The 22,127-nt window shown below is 38.8% G+C and carries 16 protein-coding genes and 4 tRNA genes; 17 read left to right on the plus strand and 3 right to left on the minus strand.

The features are described 5' to 3' along the window. The first annotated feature begins 4 nt into the window (after window positions 1-4). The 13 genes from ACFSTH_RS09025 to ACFSTH_RS09085 all read left to right on the plus strand — a co-directional run bounded on the left by ACFSTH_RS09025 (window position 5) and on the right by ACFSTH_RS09085 (window position 16,009). Window positions 5-1,150, plus strand: a complete 1,146-nt coding sequence (locus tag ACFSTH_RS09025) for a carbamoyl phosphate synthase small subunit (protein ID WP_377772149.1) — start codon at window positions 5-7, stop codon at window positions 1,148-1,150. Then, window positions 1,137-4,352 carry a carbamoyl-phosphate synthase large subunit gene (carB, locus tag ACFSTH_RS09030; RefSeq protein WP_377772147.1) on the plus strand — a complete coding sequence of 1,072 codons (3,216 nt, stop codon included), beginning with the start codon at window positions 1,137-1,139 and terminating at the stop codon, window positions 4,350-4,352. The genes ACFSTH_RS09025 and carB overlap by 14 nt, the downstream gene beginning before the upstream one ends. A 48-nt stretch (window positions 4,353-4,400) precedes the next feature. Then, window positions 4,401-5,126 carry an orotidine-5'-phosphate decarboxylase gene (gene pyrF, locus ACFSTH_RS09035; RefSeq protein WP_377772145.1) on the plus strand — a complete coding sequence of 242 codons (726 nt, stop codon included), beginning with the start codon at window positions 4,401-4,403 and terminating at the stop codon, window positions 5,124-5,126. After that, window positions 5,116-5,757: an orotate phosphoribosyltransferase gene (gene pyrE, locus ACFSTH_RS09040; RefSeq protein ID WP_377772857.1), complete on the plus strand. Its 642-nt coding sequence runs from the start codon at window positions 5,116-5,118 to the stop codon at window positions 5,755-5,757. The genes pyrF and pyrE overlap by 11 nt, the downstream gene beginning before the upstream one ends. A gap of 214 nt (window positions 5,758-5,971) precedes the next feature. Continuing rightward, a complete protein-coding gene (locus ACFSTH_RS09045) occupies window positions 5,972-6,709 on the plus strand; it encodes an ABC transporter ATP-binding protein (RefSeq protein WP_377772143.1) in 738 nt (245 codons plus the stop codon). Further along, window positions 6,675-7,748 carry an efflux RND transporter periplasmic adaptor subunit gene (locus ACFSTH_RS09050; protein WP_377772141.1) on the plus strand — a complete coding sequence of 358 codons (1,074 nt, stop codon included), beginning with the start codon at window positions 6,675-6,677 and terminating at the stop codon, window positions 7,746-7,748. Before ACFSTH_RS09045 ends, ACFSTH_RS09050 begins: the two co-directional genes overlap by 35 nt. A gap of 3 nt (window positions 7,749-7,751) precedes the next feature. Beyond that, a complete protein-coding gene (locus tag ACFSTH_RS09055; RefSeq protein ID WP_377772139.1) occupies window positions 7,752-10,649 on the plus strand; it encodes an ABC transporter permease in 2,898 nt (965 codons plus the stop codon). Window positions 10,650-10,654: 5 nt separating this feature from the next. Beyond that, a complete protein-coding gene (locus ACFSTH_RS09060; protein ID WP_377772137.1) occupies window positions 10,655-11,566 on the plus strand; it encodes an ABC transporter ATP-binding protein in 912 nt (303 codons plus the stop codon). Continuing rightward, on the plus strand, window positions 11,541-13,067 hold the full coding sequence (locus tag ACFSTH_RS09065) for an ABC transporter substrate-binding protein (RefSeq protein ID WP_377772135.1): 1,527 nt from the start codon (window positions 11,541-11,543) through the stop codon (window positions 13,065-13,067). The genes ACFSTH_RS09060 and ACFSTH_RS09065 overlap by 26 nt, the downstream gene beginning before the upstream one ends. Before the next feature lie 336 nt (window positions 13,068-13,403). Continuing rightward, window positions 13,404-13,480, plus strand: a tRNA-Met gene (locus tag ACFSTH_RS09070). A 41-nt stretch (window positions 13,481-13,521) separates the two neighbouring features. Further along, a tRNA-Ile gene (locus ACFSTH_RS09075) sits at window positions 13,522-13,598 on the plus strand. 21 nt (window positions 13,599-13,619) lie between these two features. Further along, window positions 13,620-13,708: transfer RNA gene (locus tag ACFSTH_RS09080), tRNA-Leu, on the plus strand. Between the two features lie 429 nt (window positions 13,709-14,137). Continuing rightward, window positions 14,138-16,009 (plus strand): S-layer homology domain-containing protein, encoded by a 1,872-nt coding sequence (locus ACFSTH_RS09085; RefSeq protein WP_377772133.1) that lies wholly within the window; start codon window positions 14,138-14,140, stop codon window positions 16,007-16,009. Between the two features lie 429 nt (window positions 16,010-16,438). On the opposite strand, the gene ACFSTH_RS09090 is transcribed toward ACFSTH_RS09085, so the two are convergent. Beyond that, window positions 16,439-16,514, minus strand: a tRNA-Val gene (locus ACFSTH_RS09090). A 318-nt stretch (window positions 16,515-16,832) separates the two neighbouring features. Between ACFSTH_RS09090 and ACFSTH_RS09095 the strand changes: the two genes are divergently transcribed. Continuing rightward, window positions 16,833-17,096: a DUF3892 domain-containing protein gene (locus ACFSTH_RS09095; RefSeq protein WP_377772131.1), complete on the plus strand. Its 264-nt coding sequence runs from the start codon at window positions 16,833-16,835 to the stop codon at window positions 17,094-17,096. A 144-nt stretch (window positions 17,097-17,240) separates the two neighbouring features. On the opposite strand, the gene ACFSTH_RS09100 is transcribed toward ACFSTH_RS09095, so the two are convergent. After that, the gene (locus ACFSTH_RS09100) at window positions 17,241-17,972 is read right to left on the minus strand and encodes an MBL fold metallo-hydrolase (RefSeq protein ID WP_377772855.1); all 732 of its coding nucleotides are present in this window, start codon (window positions 17,970-17,972) and stop codon (window positions 17,241-17,243) included. Window positions 17,973-18,238: 266 nt separating this feature from the next. Here ACFSTH_RS09100 and ACFSTH_RS09105 point away from each other — a divergent pair, with 266 nt between their 5' ends. Next, the gene (locus ACFSTH_RS09105; RefSeq protein ID WP_377772129.1) at window positions 18,239-18,808 is read left to right on the plus strand and encodes a copper amine oxidase; all 570 of its coding nucleotides are present in this window, start codon (window positions 18,239-18,241) and stop codon (window positions 18,806-18,808) included. A gap of 103 nt (window positions 18,809-18,911) precedes the next feature. Then, on the plus strand, window positions 18,912-19,220 hold the full coding sequence (locus ACFSTH_RS09110) for a DUF1292 domain-containing protein (RefSeq protein WP_377772127.1): 309 nt from the start codon (window positions 18,912-18,914) through the stop codon (window positions 19,218-19,220). Window positions 19,221-19,285: 65 nt separating this feature from the next. Here the strand turns inward: ACFSTH_RS09110 and ACFSTH_RS09115 are convergent, their stop codons facing one another. Then, the gene (locus ACFSTH_RS09115) at window positions 19,286-20,755 is read right to left on the minus strand and encodes an aminotransferase class I/II-fold pyridoxal phosphate-dependent enzyme (protein ID WP_377772125.1); all 1,470 of its coding nucleotides are present in this window, start codon (window positions 20,753-20,755) and stop codon (window positions 19,286-19,288) included. A 167-nt stretch (window positions 20,756-20,922) separates the two neighbouring features. Here ACFSTH_RS09115 and ACFSTH_RS09120 point away from each other — a divergent pair, with 167 nt between their 5' ends. Next, window positions 20,923-22,113: an MFS transporter gene (locus ACFSTH_RS09120; protein ID WP_377772123.1), complete on the plus strand. Its 1,191-nt coding sequence runs from the start codon at window positions 20,923-20,925 to the stop codon at window positions 22,111-22,113. Window positions 22,114-22,127 lie beyond the last annotated feature (14 nt).

The raw sequence follows: 22,127 nt of genomic DNA on the forward strand, positions 1-22,127 counted from the left end.
TGGAATGCAGGCAAGACTAATATTAGAAGACGGCACGATATTTACTGGGAAGTCATTCGGCGCACAAACAGAGCATACAGGGGAAGTTATTTTTCATACCGGAGTAACAGGTTACCAAGAACTGATTACGAGCCCGTCCAATGCAGGTCAAATTGTTGTAATGACCTATCCACTAGTAGGAAATTACGGAATAACACGTGAAGATTTCGAAGTGATGATTCCGCAAATTCAAGGGCTAATTGTGAAAAGTTATGAAGCTTACCCTAGTAACTGGAGAGCGCAACACTCGCTGGAACAATTGTTAGTAAAACATGGCATACCTGCCATTAGCAATATTGATACAAGAATGTTAACACGAAAAATTAGAGAATATGGCACAATGCGAGGCATTATTACAACAAGTACGGAAGCGTCAGAGGTGTTAATAGCAAAACTACAGCAATCACAGCAGCTTGATGCGATAGCATTGATCGAACGTGCGGCTACCAAAACAATGTATTTTAATCCTGGTCAACGTGAACGAGTAGTTTTACTTGATTTTGGCACGAAAAAATCATTGTTGCAGCAGCTTGCTAAGCGAGAATGTGATGTTGTTATTGTTCCTTACGATACATCCGCAGCAGAAATTGATCAGCTTGCACCAGATGGGATTGTCTTATCAGATGGACCAGGAAATCCGGAACAATTACTTCATATCGTTGAAACGGTAAAACAATTGTTAGTGAAATATCCGTTGTTCGGCATCGGATTAGGGCATTATTTGTTTGCACTAGCAAGTGGCGCACGTACGGAAAAGATGAAGTATGGTCACCACGGTGGAAATTATCCTGTGAAGCAATTAGCGAATAATCGTTGTTATATTACGAGTCAAAATCATAATTATGTCGTGTACAAAGATTCTGTACAAAGTACTGATTTAGCTATTAGTTACATTAATAACAATGATGGTACAGTTGAAGGATTACAGCATTTGAATTATCCTGCATTCTCTGTACAGTTTCAACCAGGTGCAGGGTCACATGATACATTGTTTTTGTTCGATGAATTTATTGATATGATGAATAATCATAAACAATCTACGAAAGATGCTATGCCACAAGCTAAACTGTTGCAACAATTGAAAGGAGCGCTTCAACATGCCTCGAAATAATAAACTAAAAAAGATACTAGTCATCGGTTCGGGTCCTATCGTTATTGGTCAAGCGGCTGAGTTTGATTACGCTGGCACCCAGGCATGTCAAGCACTAAAAGAAGAAGGATATGAAGTTGTTTTAATAAACAGTAATCCGGCAACGATTATGACCGATACGAATATGGCAGATAAAGTATATATCGAGCCTATCACATTAGAGTTTGTTACACAGATTATTAGACAAGAGAAGCCTGATGGATTGCTTCCGACACTTGGTGGTCAGACGGGGCTTAATATGGCGGTTGAGCTAGCCCGTGCAGGTGTATTAGAGAGAGAAAATGTTCAATTACTTGGTACGCAGTTATCTGCTATCGAAAAAGCGGAAGATCGCGACTTGTTCCGTGAACTAATGCGTGAACTAGATCAACCTGTACCAGAAAGTGATATTGTAACAACAGTTGATGCTGCTGTTTCATTTGCAAGTACAATCGGTTATCCAATTATCGTACGTCCTGCATTTACACTGGGTGGTACTGGTGGCGGAATTTGTCATGATGAAGAAGAGCTAAGAGAAGTTGTTGCCTCAGGTATTCGTTACAGCCCGATCAATCAATGTTTGATTGAAAAGTCGATTGCGGGAATGAAAGAAATTGAATATGAAGTTATGCGAGATGCTAACGATAACTGTATTGTTATTTGTAACATGGAAAATATCGATCCAGTCGGTGTGCATACTGGAGACAGTATTGTAGTGGCACCAGCGCAAACGATGTCTGACCATGAACATCAAATGCTAAGAACTGCTTCGCTAAAAATGATCAGTGCACTTCAAATCGAAGGCGGTTGTAACGTACAATTTGCGCTTGACCCTTTTAGCTTCCAATATTATGTTATTGAAATTAATCCGAGAGTAAGTCGTTCCTCTGCTCTAGCTAGTAAAGCGACTGGTTATCCTATCGCTAAGATGGCTGCAAAAATAGCAGTAGGTTATACGTTGGATGAAATTGTAAATCCTCTAACGGGGAAAAGCTATGCTTACTTTGAACCAGTAATCGATTATATTGTGTCAAAAATTCCACGTTGGCCATTTGATAAATTTGTCAATGCTAATCGCAAGCTTGGCACACAAATGAAAGCAACTGGAGAAGTTATGGCAATAGGACGTACACTGGAAGAATCACTTCATAAAGCAGTTCGTTCTCTAGAGATCGGGACACATCGTATGAACTTGCCTGAAGCGAGCTTATTAGATGAAGAAACGTTAAATTATCGTCTAAAAACTCCTGATGATGAACGATTGTTTCTTGTGTTTGAAGCTTTACGACGGGGCTATGATGTGCAACAGCTATATGATTTGACGCAAATCGATTGGTGGTTTTTAAATAAATTTGAGCATATTGTTCAGTTTGAACGTTTGCTTGCCAGTGAAGAGCAGCTAACAGTTGAACGATTGTATGAAGCGAAACAAATCGGTTTAACCGACCGCTCTATCGCTGAAATTCGTCGAGCTGCTTTCCCACAAGGACAGCTTATTGACGAAGCAACAGTAAGAGCATATCGCTACGAACAAAAGATAATACCTGTTTATAAAATGGTAGATACGTGCGCGGCGGAATTTGAAGCACAAACTCCATATTATTATTCTACGTACGAGCAAGAAAATGAAGTTACCATTTCTGAGAAAGAAAAAATTGTTGTACTCGGTTCAGGACCAATTCGTATCGGTCAAGGGGTAGAATTTGACTATTCAACGGTACATGCGGTGTGGGCTATTCAAAATGCCGGATATGAAGCAGTAATTATTAATAACAATCCAGAGACTGTATCTACAGACTTCAGCACTTCTGATCGACTATACTTTGAACCACTCTTTCTAGAAGATGTTATGCATGTTATTGAACAAGAAAAGCCGAAAGGTGTTATTGTGCAGTTCGGTGGACAAACAGCAATTAATCTTGCTGAACCACTTGCTGAAGCGGGTGTACAAATTCTTGGTTCCAGTTTGGAAAGCATTGATGCAGCGGAAGATCGTAAAAAGTTTGAAGCATTGCTACGTAGTTTAAATATTGCTCAACCAGAAGGAAAAACAGTAACATCTGTTAACGAAGCAGTCGAAACAGCAAGAAAAATTGGTTATCCAGTTCTTGTACGTCCTTCGTACGTACTTGGTGGTCGAGCGATGGAGATTGTTTATTCTGATGAAGAATTGCTAAGTTATATGGAAGTGGCTGTGAAAATTAATCCAGAGCATCCGGTATTGATCGATCGCTACATGTTAGGTCAAGAAGCGGAAGTAGATGCGATCTGTGATGGAGAAACCGTACTTATTCCTGGCATTATGGAGCATATAGAACGAGCGGGCGTTCACTCCGGTGACTCGATAGCGGTCTATCCTCCACAATCATTAACGGAAGCAGTGAAACAAGAAATTGTAGATATGACGATCAAAATATCGAAAGCTCTTGATGTTGTTGGACTAGTGAACATTCAGTTTGTTATTCACCAACAAAAAGTTTATATTATCGAAGTTAATCCAAGATCGTCTAGAACGGTACCGTTTTTGAGCAAAGTAACTACTTTGCCGATGGCGAACTTAGCTACTCAAGTCATTCTTGGTAAAAAGCTTGCTGATCTTGGTTACACCACTGGCTTATGGCCAGAAGATAAATATGTCTCTGTCAAAGTTCCTGTATTTTCCTTCGCTAAGCTACGCCGAGTGGATCCAACGTTAACGCCGGAGATGAAGTCGACTGGGGAAGTAATGGGACGAGATGCATCTTATGCCAAAGCACTGTACAAAGGATTACTTGGAGCAGGTATGAAAATTCCGACTGCGGGATCTATTATTGCAACAGTGGCTGACAAAGATAAGCAAGAAGCTGTCGAATTATTACGAGGGTTTTACAACATAGGCTATACAATTTATGCTACTGGTGGTACAGCAGCTGCGCTGGAAACTGGAGGAATTAACGTTACTCCTATCCACAAATTAAGTGAAGGTTCACCAAATATACTTGACCTGATTCGTGAAGGAAAAGCTCATTTTGTAGTGAATACTTTAACTAGAGGTAAAGCGCCAGAGCGTGATGGATTCCGTATTCGCCGTGAAGCGGTAGAAAATGGGGTAGTTTGTTTAACTTCTTTAGATACAGTACGCGCATTACTAGGCATGCTGCAAACTATTAACTTTGCTTCAGAAGCGATGCCTGCCAACGTGTAATACAAAATACAGTTAAATAAATATAGGATATGGAAGGATGAAATGTAATTGAGCCTAACTAGGGAGCAAGCAGCTAAAAAGGTGATGGTGGCGCTAGATTATGCTAGTGCAGATGAAGCAGAACAATTACTTTCACAACTTTCAGGTATTCCTTGTTATATGAAAGTGGGGATGCAGCTATTTTATGCTGCAGGCCCTGCTTTTGTAACAAAACTTAAAGAAGCTGGTTATGCGGTATTTTTGGATGTAAAAATGCATGATATTCCAAACACTGTCAAAGGTGGAGCGAAAAGTATCGCTTCTCTTGGTGTAGATATGTTTAATGTGCATGCCGCAGGTGGCAAGGCAATGATGGAAGCAGCGAAAGAAGGGGCGGCAATAGTCGGTGGATCTATGCCCGTCATTATTGCAGTAACACAACTGACCAGTACGAATCAACAGGTGATGAATGAAGAAATCGGCATTGCTGGTTCTGTAGAGGATGCTGTTATTCACTATGCGCTGCAAGCAAAACAAGCAGGTCTAGCAGGCGTAGTAGCTTCTCCGGTAGAAGTGAAAAACATTAAAGAGCGTTGTGGCTCGTCATTTGTAACGGTAACACCTGGAATTAGACCGGTTGGAGCTAACCGAGACGATCAATCGCGTATTATGACGCCGAAGGATGCATTGCTAGTAGGAACAGATTATATGGTTATAGGTAGACCAATAACGCAAGCTGAAAATCCGAGAGAAGCAATCGAAACTATTATTGAGGAGATGATTTCTGTTGAATAAAGAAGAGCTAGCAGGACAAATTGCTACAGACTTATTAGATATTGGTGCGGTTGCACTTCGCCCAGAAGAGCCTTTTGTTTGGACATCAGGGATTATATCCCCGATTTATTGTGATAATCGTTTAACGATGGCTTATCCTGCTATTCGTACTAGAATTGCAGCCGGATTTGCTGCTATTATCCGAAAAGAGTATCCAGAAGCAGAAGTGATTGCTGGAACAGCTACTGCTGGCATTCCGCATGCAGCGTTTGTTGCGGAACAACTACAGTTACCGATGGCCTACGTTCGTGATAAAGCAAAAGGACACGGGAAACAAAATTTGATCGAAGGCTTAATTAAGCCAGGTCAAAAAGTAATTGTTATCGAAGATTTGATCTCTACAGGTGGTAGTTCATTAAAAGCAGCGCAAGCTATTGAAGCGGCAGGAGCTACTCCGCTAGCTGTACTAGCTATTTTTTCTTATCAATTTTCCCATGCAGAGGAATTGTTTTCTCAAGCAGGCATTCCGCTTCAAACATTATCTAATTATTCTGCTCTTATTACTACTGCAGTAGAAAAAGGGATAGTAAAAAATAGTGATATTGCTAGTTTACAACAATGGCGAGAAACACCACAAACATACGGAAAATAGTAGTATTGGTATAAAAAATAAAGCATCTCTTCGCAGTTATTGAAGAAGAGATGCTTTATTTTTGTGAAAAATGCGATTTATATCCGAAATTTGTAAAATAAAGTGGTATAATATTAAAAAACTCGTAACTTTTTATACATTTTGTGCGTCTATGGTATAAGATTAGAAATATGAAAATATTACAACGAGAGAATAGGGGGTAATGGTTGCTCTTATGAAAGTAAAAGAGAAACTGTCAGAACAGGTTTCTGATGCTGCCGCTGTAACTTCTGTCGAACAGCCACACAAACTAATGGATGTTCGCCAAGTGGAACGTACATTTCAAGTCGGTGGCAAGCCGCTACACGTTTTAAAAGGAATTAATATGAGTTTAGAACGTGGTCAATTAGTCATGTTACGGGGCCGATCAGGATCGGGAAAAACAACACTGCTCAATTGTTTAGGGGGGTTAGATATACCTAGCAAGGGAGAAGTGTGGTTTAATGGAAAAAAGTTTAGCGGGATGGGTGATGATGAGAGAACTGCTATTCGTCGCTCTCAGCTTGGTTTTATTTTTCAAGCTTACGCGCTGATGCCACTATTATCTGCTTGGGAGAACGTTGAGTTATCACTGCGGATGGCAGGTGTGCCTCGCGGTGAATGGAAAGCTAGAGTAACAGAATGTTTGGAAATGGTTGGGCTCGGGAAACGAATGAAGCATCGACCATTTGAGATGTCTGGTGGAGAGCAGCAGCGGGTAGCAATAGCCAAAGCAATAGCTCACCGCCCTATCTTGCTGCTTGCAGACGAACCTACAGCAGAACTAGACTCGAATATGTCTGCCCAGGTGATGAATTTATTTCAACATATTATTAAAAATGAAAAAGTTACAATCTGTATGACTACACACGATCCTACAATTATGGAGGTTGCCGATCATGTCTATGAAATGGTGGACGGGAAGTTCATTTAAACGTTCATTAGTCGCTACATCAATAGGACTATCAATGATATTAGTTAGTGGCTGTGCATTATTGCCATCGGAAGGGGAAGAAGAAGTATTGCCAACGATTAAGCCGGCAGCTATTTCAAAAAAACCCGAATATCCGGTGACAACTGCTACATTGGAATCAAAAATTCAAGTGATGGGGAAATACATTTCACTAGAAGAAGAAACTCTTTATTTCACTGCTGAAAACCGTCACATTAAAGATATTTTTGTTAAAAACGGAAGTAAAGTGGAGGCAGGTCAGGTTATTGCTGAACTTGACGTAGAAGATTTAGAAAAAACATTGCGTAATGAAAGACTTGCTTTTAAACGTGAAGAAACATTGATGAAAGAAACATTGCGTAATAGTGATGAGATGGACCCGGTGGAATTTGAGGAAAAGCAAATTGCTTTTGAAGAGAAGAGACAAAAATTAGTCGATTTGGAAGAAGAGATAGCGAAATCTGTTTTGACTGCTCCATTTAGTGGTACGGTCGTAACCGTGTCGGTTGAAAAAGGGGCACAAGTAAAAGCATATGATCCTATAGCTATTATTGCCGATACATCGCAGTACGTTCCAGCAGCTAAATTAAGTAAAAATGATTTAGAAAAAGTTGCTGTTGGCTTGGAAGTGGTTGTTAGTATGAATAATGTTGGCAAAGTAAAAGGGAAAATTAAATCATTACCAGAACCAAAAACAGAACAAGAAAACAATAATAACAATCCAGGAAATAATGCGAATAAACCGGAACGACCAGAAGATTTTATGATTATCGAAATTGCTGAAGCGCCTAAAGAAGTAACACGAGGTATGCCGATTGCAGTGGATATCATTACGAGTCGAACTGAAAATGCTATTGTTATTCCGCCGTCTACACTACGTACTATTGGTTCCCGCACCTATGTACAGGTCATTGAAAATGATACGAAACGTGAAGTGGACGTTGAAGTTGGTCAACAAACGCCAACGCAGGTGGAAATTTTGAAGGGGCTTGAGCCTGGTCAGAAAGTAGTAGGTCGCTAAAACATGGGAATGCCATTATTTCGTTTTCTGTTCCGCAAAATGTGGAACACAAGATGGTTAACGCTTAGTACACTAGCTGGTCTAGCACTGGCAGTCGCTTTTGCTACAAGTATACCGATGTATGCGGATGGTGCGTTAAAGCGAGTAGTGTCGGAATCTTTAAAGGAAAATAGTGCGGGACTTCCTGCGGGTTCATTATTGATGCGTTATCAGGCACCTCCAGGAGCTAAGACAGATATTGCTGCAATACAAGATGTGGAGAAATATGTTACGGAAGAAATACCGAATAAAATTGAGTTTCCATATGATAACTTTGTCCAATCCTATTCCTTACGTGGTGCTAACGTCAAGCCGGAAGATCCGAGCAAAGTAGATGCTGGACGTAATCGTCAGTTTTCTATCGCTTCTATGACGGGGATGCAAGACAAAGTAGAGCTAGTACAAGGACAATGGTATAGTGATCAGCTAGCTAGTGATGGAACAGTTGAAGCAGTACTTTTGGAAGAAGCTTTATTTCGTAATGATTTGCATATTGGAGATGTACTGATTTATCCAGTACAAGGGATGCAAAATTTAAAACTGCGCATTAAAATAGTAGGTGCTGTAGAACCATTAGATGAAAATGATCCTTATTGGTATCAAGGTTTAGAAAACTTATTATCAACGTTACAAATTAGTGATCAAGCATTAACCAATGGTCTTCTAACTGAAAAAAAGATACCGCTACATAGTGCAGGTTGGTATTATTCTTTTGATCTTAGTTCTATCCAAACAAGTCAATTGGCTCCACTTAGCAGCACGCTGGATAGAATCGATATAGATTTATATCAAAAGTTGAAAGATGCAAGAATTGAAATATCCTTTGCCGATTTATTGTCAGATTTTAAAAAGCAAAGTATTCAGTTACAAACATTGTTGTTTACTCTAGCAGCACCGATGATTGCGATGGTATTTTTCTTTATTGCAATGAATGCTAGACAAGCACTGGATAAGCAACGGAGCGATATTGCTGTTTTACGTAGTAGAGGAGCGCGCACTAGTCAAATTATTATGATTTATTTGACCGAGAGTGTTATTCTCGGCGGAGCTGCGCTTATAATAGGCCCTATGTTGGGCTGGTTTATGGCGAAAAGTATTGGATCAGCCAACGGTTTCTTATCATTTGTTAACCGTAAATCAATTCCGATAGGTTTTTCAACAGAGGCTATTATAGCAGGCGGAGCAGCAGTTCTTCTAGCGATCTTAGCTACTGTTATTCCGGCAATTATTTATGCGCGGTCGTCTATCGTTAATTATAAGCAAAGCTTGGCTCGTGCTGATCGTAAACCGGTGTGGCAGCGGTGGTTTTTTGACATTATCCTATTAGCAGTAGCGGGATATGGCTGGTACTTATTTGAAGAGAGACAGATGATTACATTTCAAACTGGTATGACTACTGACCAGCTTAATGTGCAGCCATTTTTATTTTTCGTACCAGCGTTAGCAATATTTGCAATGGGACTATTCTTTTTACGTATTTTCCCATGGCTACTGAAATTATTTAATTGGTTAGGTCGTAAGTTTTTACCTGTCCCACTGTATTTAACTTTAACGCAATTATCACGTTCATCTCGCGGTTATTATTCACTGATGATATTGTTAGTTTTGACACTTGGATTAGGCGTTTATAATGCGTCTGCTGCAAGAACAATCGAATTGAACTCTACAGAACGACTTTTGTACAAACATGGAACGGATGTAGTTATTCAAACGGTTTGGGAAGGTACACCAGAGATGCCTAAGCCTGGTGAAGGTGGAAATTCTGGCGGAGGACAAGGCGGTAACAATCCAGGTGGAAACACAGGAGGACCTGGAGGTCCGGGTGGACCAGGGGGCAAGCCTCCACAACCACCATCCAAAATATTGTATAATGAGCCGCCATTTGAAGTCTTCAAAGCAGCTGAAGGTGTGAAAGCTGTTTCTAGAGTATTAAAAACAAAAGGAAATGTTATTATTTCTGGAAAATCAATTGGACAAGGATCTATTTTAGGTATCGAAAACGATAAGTTTTCACAAGTAGCTTGGTTCCGTCCTGATTTATTTCCAGCTCACCCGTACAATTATTTGAACTATTTGGGTTATTATTACGAGCATGGCGCACTTATCTCCTCCAATGTAGCCGAAAAATATCAGTTACAATTAGGAGATAGTATTTCCGTAGGTTTTGCGGATGGAATGGTAGAGTTTGGTATCGTTGGTATACTGCCTTATTGGCCGTCACAATATCCTGATGAAATGCCATTCGTTATTGCCAATCTTGATTACATTTACGATCAATTACCAATTATGCCGTATGAAGTATGGATGAAGATGGAAGATGGCGCCAAATTAGCTCCAGTAGTGGAATACTTACAGGAAAATGGCATTGAACTAGCTTCGGTTACGGATGTCCGTAGTGAACTTTTAATACAATCGAAGCATCCATCTCGTGGTGGAGTGTTCGGTATACTAAGTTTAGGATTTTTAGTATCTGTCGTTATTACACTGGCAGGATATATTTTATATTGGTTCTTCAATTTGTCTGGTCGCGCTGTGCAGTTCGGAGTATTGCGTGCGATGGGCTTGTCTCGTCGACAACTAACAGGAATGCTGTTGCTTGAGCAGTTATTTACAGCGGGTCTGGCGATTGGTTTAGGAGTCCTTATTGGTCGAGTTGTCAGCTTGTTATTTTTACCGTTTTTACAAACGACAGAAAATGTCGCGGAAACTGTTCCACCGTTTAGAGTTATCTTTAATTCGAATGATACAAATCAATTATTTATCGTTGTTGGAGTAATGATGGCGATAGGGGCATTGATATTATTTATGCATATTCGTAGCTTACGAGTCCATCAAGCAGTCAAAATGGGAGAGGAGCGTTAAAACAGATGATTGAATGTGAAGGTCTAGTTAAAATTTTTAAAACGGACGATCTAGAAGTTGTAGCGCTTCAAGGGCTGAACTTGAAGGTAGAAGCAGGAGAACTAATGGCCATTATCGGTAACAGTGGTAGTGGTAAATCTACGCTATTGAACACATTGGGCGGTCTAGACCGTCCTTCAGCTGGAACAGTTAAAGTAGGGGAATGGGATCTGCTCAAAATTACGGAAGAAGACCTAGTTCAATATAAGCGGGCTACTGTAGGGTTTATTTGGCAAAACAATGCTAGAAATCTACTACCGTATTTAACTGCACTTGAAAATGTGGAAATGCCGATGATGCTCTCGGGTAAGGTAGATCGAGATTATGCGAAACAACTTCTGGAATGGGTAGGGCTGAAAGAGCGGATGCACAATAAATTGCACCAGCTCTCTGGTGGTGAGCAACAGCGTGTGGCGATCGCCATATCGCTTTCTAATCGTCCGAAGCTACTGCTGGCTGATGAGCCAACGGGATCTGTCGATACAGCGACATCCGACTTGATTATGGGCATATTTCGCCGCTTGAATCGGGAGTTAGGCGTTACTATCGTCATTGTTACACATGATCTTACACTTGCTAGTAAAGTCGATAGAGTAGTAGCTATTCGAGACGGATTAACTAGTACGGAATTTATTAAACGAAATCCCAATATGGATGCTCAAAAAGGATTTGAAGAGCAAACAGGTGGGCTTCAAGAAATCCATGAAGCTTATGTTGTGGTCGACCGAGTGGGTAGATTACAAGTGCCTAAGGAATATTTGGATGCGCTAGGAATTAGCGACAAAGCATCGATGGAGTTTGATGGCGAGAAGATTACTATTTCTTCACCTAAAAAATTAGGGGGCGGCCAAGATGAGGAACAAAAGCAGAGTATTTAAACTAACTCGTCAAATGACAGTAGTATCGTTAGTTTTAATCTTTTCGATTAGTTTGTTATCCGCTTGTAGTAAAGCTAGCCCAAAAGATAACCAAAATTCCGTTATTCGGATTGGCATGTTATACGGGGATGGTGTAGATAACCATCCTCACTTCCGTCAGCAGTATACAGATGCTTATGAACTGTTGAATAATGGAAAAGTAACATTTGAAATTGTAAGTGCATTGAACGATCCCAATCAGCGATTTGACTATTTAGATCCCAACAAACAAAACGAGCGATTGGATCTGTACGAACAGATGAAGCAGCTAGTGACAGGGGAGAATCCTGTTGATGTTGTAGTGATGGATTACGAAATGCTACCAAAAATGTATCAAGATAATTTATTGCAATCACTAGATCCACTTATCCAGCGAGATAAATTCGATACATCAGCTATAGTGCCTGCTGTAATCGAAGGTATAAAAGCAGTGGGAGATAATAGCTTGTATGCTTTAACACCAACCTTTTCATCCTCTGCTTTGTTTTATAATAAAAAGTTTTTTAGTGATCTTCAGATAGAACCACCAACAGATAATATGACGTGGGAAGAAGTATTTAATCTTGCTCGCCGTATTACGAAGGTAGATTCCGAAGATCCTAGATTTGGTTTTGCCTTTGATATGTGGGCGAATGGTGATTCAGCTAGAAATATGTCCGAATATGTTTCGGCATTACAACTTGCTTATTTCGATGAAACTGCTGATAATATGCTAGTGAATAGTGATCGGTGGGTTAATGCTTGGGAATTAATTGTAAATATGAACAAGGAAAATGTATTCCCAACTCGTGAATATACAGATCAACTTTTTAACTCGGAGCAAAACAATGAAAATACCAATCCCTTTTTGGGAGACTTATTTCTTTCAGGAAAACTGGGCATGGTCATCGGACAATATTATTATGTGAATGAACTACGACTTGCCGCTGATAATGCCTCTAGGGTTGACGGATTCGAAATGATTGACTGGGATGTCGTGACGTTACCAACGGATGCTGCTAATCCTGGAGCGAGCAGTGGCGTTTATTTGCAACAATTAATGGGAATTAATGCGAAAGCACAAAATCCAGATGGTGCGTGGGATTTTATTAAATTTATTAATGGCGAAGATTGGGCAAAAATTAAATCGAGAAGTATTCATGATTTAGTTGCTAGAAAAGATTATATTAAACCAGTAGGTGAAATGCAGTATAATATTGATGCATTTCTAAACATTCGTCCATTAACTCCCCGATCAGAAAATATCGATCAACTATACGAAACAAAACCGGGCATTTGGGAAGCTAGAAATTTTGGGTATGAATTGTTCGAACGCGTAGCGAAAGACGAAATGACAGTCAGAGAAGCTCTTGCAGAGTGGGAAACAAAAGGTAACCAGGCATTACAGGCAACCGCAGAAGAAATTGAGGTTCCAGATATGACGACTAAAGAAGCGTTAAAAGAGGCGGCTGGAATAGAGTAAGATTTTATTACAACCGATGATCTAAATAGTATAGAACCAGTTTATTTGTAGTTTTGAATGAAAGTTAAATAATTTGAACTACAGTAAACTGGTTACTTTTTGACGATAAACATGAGGAAAAATAGCAATTATTCTGTATAAATAAACTATGTTTTATAACTTTTAAAAAAAGATTTTAAATTCTTTTTTAAAAACGCTTGACTCTTTATAGTGATCTGTAGTATATTAATTTATGTCGCCGCAACAAATAAAAAAACTTCTAAAGTAACTAAGCATTTGGTAAGTTACTAAGGAAACAAAAGTTACTTTAAAAAAGATCAACTCAATATTATGTATCGCGGGGTGGAGCAGCTCGGTAGCTCGTCGGGCTCATAACCCGAAGGCCACAGGTTCAAATCCTGTCCCCGCAACCAATTATCAATTCGGTTCTGAGCTGGTAAGATATACATATTGAGGGCCCTTAGCTCAGTTGGTTAGAGCAATCGGCTCATAACCGATTGGTCGGGGGTTCGAGTCCCTCAGGGCCCACCATAAAGTAACAAATCACTCCATGCCGGGGTGGCGGAATTGGCAGACGCACAGGACTTAAAATCCTGCGGTAGGTTACTACCGTACCGGTTCAAGCCCGGTCCTCGGCACCATACTTAATCATTTAAATCCCTTGATAATCAAGGGATTTTTTTCATGTTCAAATACAATTAAATCTTCATCTGACGTTCGATGTTAGTAATGCTAACATTGATTAATGGTAGTGCTACTCCAAGCATTAATGAACGCTAGAACAGCTCGTGTCATCTCGTCTCCTACGTAGAAACATGTTAATCGTAATCTTATGTCATTTTTGATTACGTGCTGTTCTGGGAGCGTTTGAAGACGTTAGAATGAATGGTGTTTACTGACTTTTGACCACCATTTTAATAGTGGTTTTTTTAATCTTAATAGAAAAGGGACGATATCAGATGACTAATTATTCAAAAAATACTGAAATTCAAAATTTAGATATGTTTACCAAAAGATAGTTTGATGATAGACTGTTGCTATTAATAACTATATAAAGGAGATAATTTGTAATGAAAAAGGTTTTGTTTTTTGTAGCAGCATTATTGTTCTTTGTTACTGCGATAGCCAATCCGTCTTTTGCTGATAGTGAATATACTTTTAAAGACGTTAGTGAAACGCATTGGGCGAAAGATGAGATTAGTAGTATGGTTCAATTAGGTGTCATTGAAGGTTATGCTAATAATACATTTCAACCGGATAAAAAAATAACAAGAGAAGAGTTTGCCAAGTTGATTACGAGTTCGTTTTATTTAGATTTACCACCTGCTGACGAGCAGCCAACCTTCGTAGATATATCCGTTGAGAGATGGTCATTTGCCGCGATAGAAGCAGCCAAAGATTTCTTAACTGGTTATTACCCACCATCTGGAAAAGCGTTTTTTGACCCGAAAGGGATGGCTACACGTGAAGATGTTGCTGTTGCACTAGTTAAGATTTTAGGTTATCAACCCAACGACTTAATAAATGAATGGATATTGAATCGTTTTCGAGACGAACATTTAATTTCACCAAATGTAAAAACTTATATTGCACTGGCGGTAGAAAATAAGTTGATGGTAGGCGATCACAACAAGAATTTTAACCCAGAAAAAGGATTAACACGCTCAGAAGCTGCTGTATTGTTGTATCGTGCGATAAAAGGTGCTGTTGGGGATGGACAGCAAGAACTTAAATTAAACGTCAGTGCTCCTGAAACAATATCATCTCCATCTTTTTATATAACGGGAGATACAGCCAACAATGCTAAAGTATATATTAATAATAAAGAAGTTGAAGTTACAAGTGGACAGTTTCGGATTGGCTTTAGATTATCAGAAGAGGGAGCGTACACGTACAAAATTACTGCTCGTATTGCGGGAGGTAAATCAGAGACTATCACCAAAAAAGTGACTTTTCAAAAAGGAGCTCCAAGCTTGGAGGTAACTGGAGTACCGGAAAAAACTTCGAAGCAAGTTATTACCGTTAATTGGAAAGTTAAAGATGATAATGATGCTTATCCGACTGTATATGTTAATGGGAAAAAACAATCCGGCTCCAATAACAGCTCGTCTACACAAATTTCTTTAGAAGAAGGAGTAAATGAAATAACAGTTGAAGCGGAAAATGCTGCGGGAAAAACAACTAAAGTAGTTAAAAAAGTTATATTTACGGGTGAAGGACCACAAATCGTTGTGCAGAATGTTCCTAATAAGACGGATAAAGAATATTTAACTTTAAATTGGACGGTTACAGATGCAAACGATAATAAACCATATGTTTATTTGAATGATCAACTACAATATGGCTCATCATCACAAATAAAGTTAAAAAAAGGCTCTAATGTTGTGACATTCAAAGCAGTAAATAAGTTTGGTAAGGTTACAGAGAAGTCATATACTGTAGTCTTTGAGAACGAAGGACCTACTTTGAAAGTAAATTCCATTGCTGCAACTACGGATAAACAACAACTAACAATAAGCTGGACAGTAAACGATCAAAATGACTATTCTCCGATTGTGACAGTAAACAATAGTAGAATGTATGATACACAAACGAGTATTACTTTAAAGCCCGGTTTAAACACGATTACTGTAAAAGCGACGAATAGTCATGGGGATAGTACGGAAGAGACGTTGACCGTTTCTTTTGAACCACCAGCACCAACTTTAACGCTGAAATATGCTCCAGAGACGACAAATTCAGAATCTATTTCATTATCTTGGACAGTAGACGATCTCAACGATTACTCTCCAATTGTATATGTAAATGATAAAGTGGTATCGTCCAACCAATTATATGTAACATTAGTGTCAGGGAAAAATACCTTTAAATTTGTAGCAAGTAATAAATTCGGCAAAAATACAGAACTAATATATAACGTTACTTATAACCCAGTGCAATGATCTTGTATTAAAATAGAGTTATGAGTGTGTTTTTATTGAAGTCTACCTACATGGTAGGCTTCTTTCTTTGCTAATATTACAATAAAATTAAGGGGGATTCCATGAAAAAACACTTTATTGGTGTACTTAAAGTTATTTATGTAGTCTTGTTGTTGTAACTGCGAGAAAATAATAAACGAATTGGAGAGCGCATGGGGTGGTCGAGTGTGAAAATGCTTAATAGATAAGCCCATATATCTCCTCATATGCAGGAAGATACTGCTGAGACATGGAGAAGTGCTCTATAGCAAGAGCGAAAAGATTGTTTGAAATCGATAAACGAAACGCACCCAATCTACATCATTTAAAAAAAAGGATTCATGGGGATTCCATGAAAACAAAAAAATCCAAAAAACCCAGTGTTCACAAGGCATTCGGCATTATGTTCTATGGTGATCTGAGCAGGGTTCGAACCTGCGACCCCCACCCTGTCAAGATGGTGCTCTCCCAGCTGAGCTATCAGATCAATAAACTATGTATAGCAAAATATAATATATCAAATATATGATTTGCTGTCAAGAGTATATCGTTTCCATTGTTTCCATTCTTGTTTTCAATCTACCATAACGATACTATATGAATCTACTCATTAAGAAGTCTAACAGATAGAATAATGGAAATGCCAATTATTTTGCAATAACTAATAAAGCACTAACATTGTAATAAAATCTCCTTCCTAATTTTGTGTTATTATCCGCAGTATAGAAAAAGAAGGTCGATGGTATAGTAAGGAATACAGCGGAAGTGGCTGTGGAATAAGTGTGAAATGGAAGGAGGGGTTGAAATGGAAACGACAGAACATTATTCGAATGAGGATATGCCAAGAAGAGCGCATTTCGTTGCCGTTCAGAAAAATGGAGATGGAGATTTAACCGCCTTTAAAACTTCTGATGATCGCGTATTAGATTATGAAGCAGCGAAGCAAGAAATTAATGCAGGAAAGATTAGTGGTGTTAATTTGTTTAAAGGTAAGGACGGAGAGCTGTATATTCGTGGGGACGCTGATGGTGATCCAACGAATAATCTTGATCAACTTCCGTTGTTTTAAATAGTTTCAATGTAAATAAACTATGTCTTAATATAAAGTTGTTGCAACAACAACTAAAACGCCTACCAGACATGTGTTGATGGAAGAGCAAATTGCTCATCGATGTCTGGAGGCATTTCTTATGATCCATTAAATTAAATTAAATTAAATTAAATAACGTGTTCCTTGTTCTACGATCTGCATCAGTCCTGTATTTCCTCGGAAGTCGTCCATACTATCGCCATAGTGCATTAGCCACACTTTTCGTTGTATTTCTTCTGGTAAGGTTAACAGCTCGTTTAATGAAGCATGGACAGGCGATGGTTCTTCTAGTTGGCAATCATGAAATATAGTTTGGACACCTTGTTCATGCAGTTGCGTCAGCAAAGGTGCATTGAATTGCATATCAGCTGAATAAAAAAAGTGATCATTAATAATAAAGGAATAGCTTGATTTCCCTGGAATATGTAAAGTTTGCATTGCAGTAACGGTAAATCCAGGAACGATTTCTGTTGGTTCATTAGCAATTAATGGGTGCACGTCAAAGTAATGTTCCAGTTTATGATGTTCTTGTTGGGTCATACTTCCTCGCAAAGTATGTTCCCAAAGTGGTTCTACTAAGTCGCTAGCAATGTATAATTTTGGTTTGCGATTGGTGCGAAATAACATTTGAAAGGCAAGTTCTTCTAGTCCACCGATATGATCTCCGTGAATGTGACTAATAAGTATAGCGTCTAATTGATCAAATTGATAGCCTGCTTGATGGAGAGCTAAAGGTAAAGTAATGCCACAATCGAGCAATATTTTTTTATTAGAAATTTCGATCAATGCGTTGTTGTTGTAATATTTTTTGGCGAAAGCACTACCGGTTCCGAGCATTTGAATATTCAAATAAATTTCCTCCAATATTCGCTTTTGTTTTCTTTAAGTCTAATGTATCAAAATCTAACGTGTATTCAAAGTATTACTTGAAAAATAATGGTGGGAAATGTGAGTAATTATTATCTCTATTTCCCGGGGAAGCGCAGTAAGTAACATTTTGCGACAATCGAAAATGAGCAACTTTATTTTTTTACTAACAAATCTATAGTATGAGCGCAACTTTAGCCGTTATGTGCAGTATATATGTACAACGTGAATATTTGGACGGAGGTTCAAGCTTAATGTCTATGAAGAAAAAAGTTGCTGTCGCACTATTATTGTTAACCGTTTGGGGAGGTAGTATGGCGTTTGCCAACTCAACTGCAACTAAAGTTCAAGTGTGGGTTAATGGTAGTGCAGTAAGTGAATCAGGTATGTTATTAGACCAAAAGTCATATTTGCCATTACGTGAATTAGCGAGTTCGTTTAAAGCGATATTGATTTGGGACGAAAATAATAAGACTGCAAAATTATTTGCTCCAAATGTACATATGTTTGTATATCAAGGCAATAAACCATTTGGAGAAGTTGTTCGTAGTTCGCAAGCGCAAAAGTTTAAAGTTTTTTCACAAATCGACAATTTAAAAACGGACATATCTTCCGTAAAAGTATCTATTGCTGATCCAAAAGGCAAAGAAACGATGATTCAAACGCAATCGGTTACTTCAAAAAGTGATAATTTTTGGTTTGTTACCGAAGAAATTGATTACAAATTTGATACTACAGGAAAATATACGATTCGCTTTTCAATGAAATTATCGGCTAATGATGATTGGACTGTTGTTTCCGAAAAAATGATTAATGCTCGTTAACTATTCTTGAAAATAATTGTTGGTAATTTCATTTGACCTGTTAATTGTATACATGGTAGGATGGACGAGATATTAATTTATGATTGAAATGGGGTAAATTTGCATGAGCGAACATCAACATGGACCAGATTGTGATCACGATCATGATCATGAGCATGAAGAGCACGTTTTTGTTGTAACAGATGATGATGGTCAAGAGCGAGAAATGGTAATGGTATATACTTTCGAATCTGAAGAAAAAACCTATGCTATCTTACTTGATCGTAATGAACCAGAAGAAGATGGCGTAATTTTCCGGATTGAAGAAGAAGGGGAAGAAACGTTCCTTGTAGGTATTGAAGATGACGAAGAATGGGAGCGCGTTGCTGCCATTTACGAAGAAATTGCTCGTCAAGAAAATGAAAGTTTATAATTATGTAAACTACAAAGCAAGGATGCCTTTGGTCATATAAAAAACCGAAGGCATCCTTTTATGTGTTAAAATATAGCGGTTTCTTCTACGATTACTTTTACAAATTCGATGCTACGATCCTCGGGACCTTTGACTGGTAAGCCAACTTCAACGTGATCGATAATATAATCAATATTTTCTTGTGAAATGACTTCACCTGGTAGTAAAATTGGTATACCTGGTGGATAAACGTAAATAAATTCTGCGATAATACGACCTGCCGATTCTTTGAAGGGCACGATTTCTGTTGCTGCATAGAATGCATCCCTTGGAGTCAAAGATAGCTGTGGAATTTCCGGAATTTTAATAACTAGTTCTTTAGTTTGAGCGTCTGGGTAAAATTGATCAGATAATTGTCGCAATGCTGTTATTAATTTCTGCACGGAATCATCTGTATCACCAGGAGTAACCAGACAAAGAATATTGTACATATCGCTTAGTTCAATTTCAATATTGTGATTATCGCGTAACCAGTTTTCTGTTTCATATCCAGTAATACCGAGATGACGTACATGAACCGTTATTTTAGTAGCGTCATAGTCGTAAGTAGCTTCGTCACCAAGAATATCACTACCCAAACAATATAAACCTGGCATTTCGTTAACAGCCATTCGAGTCATATCAGCTAGTCGGAGTACATTTTCCGCAATTTTATAACCGTTTAAAGCGAGATTGCGTCTAGAGGTATCTAGTGATGCTAGTAATACATATGATGTGGAAGTAGATGTCAGCATACTCATAATAGTTTGTACACGTAAAGGGTTGATACGTCCTTTTTTTACATTTAACACAGAGCTTTGTGTCATGGACCCACCTAGTTTGTGCACACTTGTTGCTGCCATATCTGCTCCTGCTTGCATCGCTGACATTGGCAGTTTATCATGGAAATGGATTAATACGCCATGGGCTTCATCTACAAGTACTGGTATATCGTAACTATGTACTAAATCTACAATTTCTTTTAAGTTAGCACAAATTCCATAGTACGTAGGATTAATAACAAGAACTGCTTTGGTATCAGGGTGTCTTTCTAGTGCTCGACGTACAGAGCCTGTAGTGATGCCATGATCAATTCCAAGGTTACTATCGCGAGCTGGAGAGATAAATACTGGTCTTGCGCCAGCGAATATAATGGCAGCCATGATTGATTTGTGAATATTTCGTGGCACGACAATTTTATCGCCTGGAGAACATACTGCCATAATCATTGTCATAATTGCTCCACTAGTACCCTGCACGGAAAAGTACGTGTAGTCCGCACCAAATGCATTTGCAGCTAATTGCTGTGCTTCTTCTATGACACCGGATGGTTGATGAAGATCATCAAGTGGCGCTATATTAATAAGGTCGATAGCTAGTGTATTGTCTCCGATGAAATCACGGAATTCCGGGTCGCTACCGATTCCTTTTTTATGTCCCGGTATATGAAATTGAACCGGATCGTGCTCCGCATGGTTGCGTAAAGCTGTAAAAAGAGGTGTTTTATTATGGTCCATTGCGAGCATTCCTGCCTTTCTTCTGATGTACAAACAATGTAGAGTATAACAAAAAAAAGGGGGAATGCAAGCATCATTTTTTTATGTCTGTGATATTTGTTCTTGAAATGTTCAATACTGTTCTATTCGACTATATGGTAGGATGTAATAATGGAGGGATTTGTCACATGGAAAAGACTCGTATGGTCATAGTTATGGCAATATTGATGATTACATTTGTAGGTTTTGGGATTATCATCCCTGTTATGCCGGAAATTATTAAACAAGCGGATCCGCTTGGAGCAGAAATACATACAGGTCGCATGTTAGCGCTCTACTCAGCAGTATCTTTTATTTTATCTCCACTTTGGGGATCGTTGTCCGATCGTCTTGGACGTAGAAAAATTATTTTGACAGGTTTAGTTGGTTTTTCAGCAAGTTTTATGATGTTTGGTTTAGCAGGTGAAAGTTTAATTTTAATGTATTTATCACGTGCGTTTGGTGGGTTATTTTCCGGAGCCGTTTCATCGGTTATCGTCGCTTATGTTGCAGACATTACGCCACCTGAACGTCGAACGAAAAGTATGGGGCTTGTAGGAATGTCGATCGGTTTAGGGTTTACCTTTGGCCCTGGGTTCGGTGGGCTACTAAGTGACATATCATTGAGCGCACCATTTTTTGCGGCAGGAATATTGGCATTAATTACTTTTACACTAGCGTTTTTTAAATTACAAGAATCGCTTACCCCTGAAGAGAGAGCACAGCGTAAACAAGAGAAACGTGTATCACGTTGGAAAGCTTTTCAAGGTCCGCTTAAATATTTGTATGTATTAGCTTTTTTTGTTACCTTTACACTAGCAAGTATGGAAGGGACATTACAATTTTTTGGTATGAGAAGATTTGATGTCACTCCTAAGCAAGTTGGATATTTATTCTTTATTGTTGGTTTAGTAGGGGCGATCATTCAAGGTGGAGTAGTTCGTCGGTTGATTAAACGAGGACAAGAACCAATGTATATTAGTATTGGACTAATCTTTTCTGCTGTAGGCTTCTTTATGTTATTGAATGCATATACACTTGCATGGACGATTGCATCGTTGGCAGTGTTCGGTATAGGTAATGCTTTAATCCGTCCTTGTGTTACTTCATTAATTACACAGAAAACAACGGTCGGACAAGGGGTCGCTTCAGGATTAAGTTCATCAATGGATAGCTTTGGTCGAATATTAGGACCATTGATGGGTTCTGCACTATTAATGCAGCAAACGGAACTTCCATATTTAGTCGCAGGTATATTATGTGTCGCTGCTTTAATATTCGTTGTTGGTTTTGTGCAGGCAGACAAGCGTGTCACAGCAGCAAGTACTAATGTAGAATAATTGGTTATAAAAAA

This window comes from Paenibacillus yanchengensis (assembly GCF_042684845.1).
Taxonomy (GTDB): Bacteria; Bacillota; Bacilli; order Paenibacillales; family Paenibacillaceae; genus Pristimantibacillus; species Pristimantibacillus yanchengensis.